Raw genomic sequence first — 473 nt, 5'->3', positions numbered from 1 at the left:
CGGCCTCGTCGCGCGCGCTCGCCGCCTCGGCCGCGAGCGCGGCCGCCCTCGCCTCGAGCTGCTCGGCGCTGCGCCGCGCCTGCTCGCGCGAGCCCTGCCCGCCGAGCCAGGAGGCGGCGGAAGCGGATGAACCGAGACCCTGGATGGACATGATGGTCGTCCCTCAGTGCTCGCCAGCCTGCACCCGGCCTACGGTGCTCCCGCTACCGTGGCCGCGCGCAGCGCTGCGGCGACTCAGGTGCGCAGCACGCCCGGCTCGCGCTGGCCCGGCGCCACGGCTTGTTCGGGCTGGCTCGGACGCGCGGCGGCGTTGTTGGCGCCGACCTGCGACATGGCCTCGTAGGAGGCCAGCGCGCGCTGCGCCGAGTAGTTGTTGCGCACGTCGCCATTGGCCGCGGCGGCGCGCGCCTGCTCGACCGCGCGCGCCTCGGCCGTGCCGTCCTGCGCGGACGGTGCCGGCTGCGCCGCGCCCT

1 pseudogene is annotated in these 473 nt (G+C 77.6%); it reads right to left on the bottom strand.

Features of this window, described 5'->3' with window-relative positions:
• Positions 1–234: 234 nt before the first annotated feature.
• Positions 235–473 (bottom strand): annotated as a pseudogene (locus C667_RS23910) (hypothetical protein); the annotation flags it as partial.

Source organism: Thauera phenylacetica B4P, assembly GCF_000310225.1.
Lineage (GTDB): Bacteria > Pseudomonadota > Gammaproteobacteria > Burkholderiales > Rhodocyclaceae > Thauera > Thauera phenylacetica.
The sequence above is the reverse complement of the archived record's forward strand: the minus strand, read 5'-3'. Positions and strand labels throughout refer to the sequence as shown.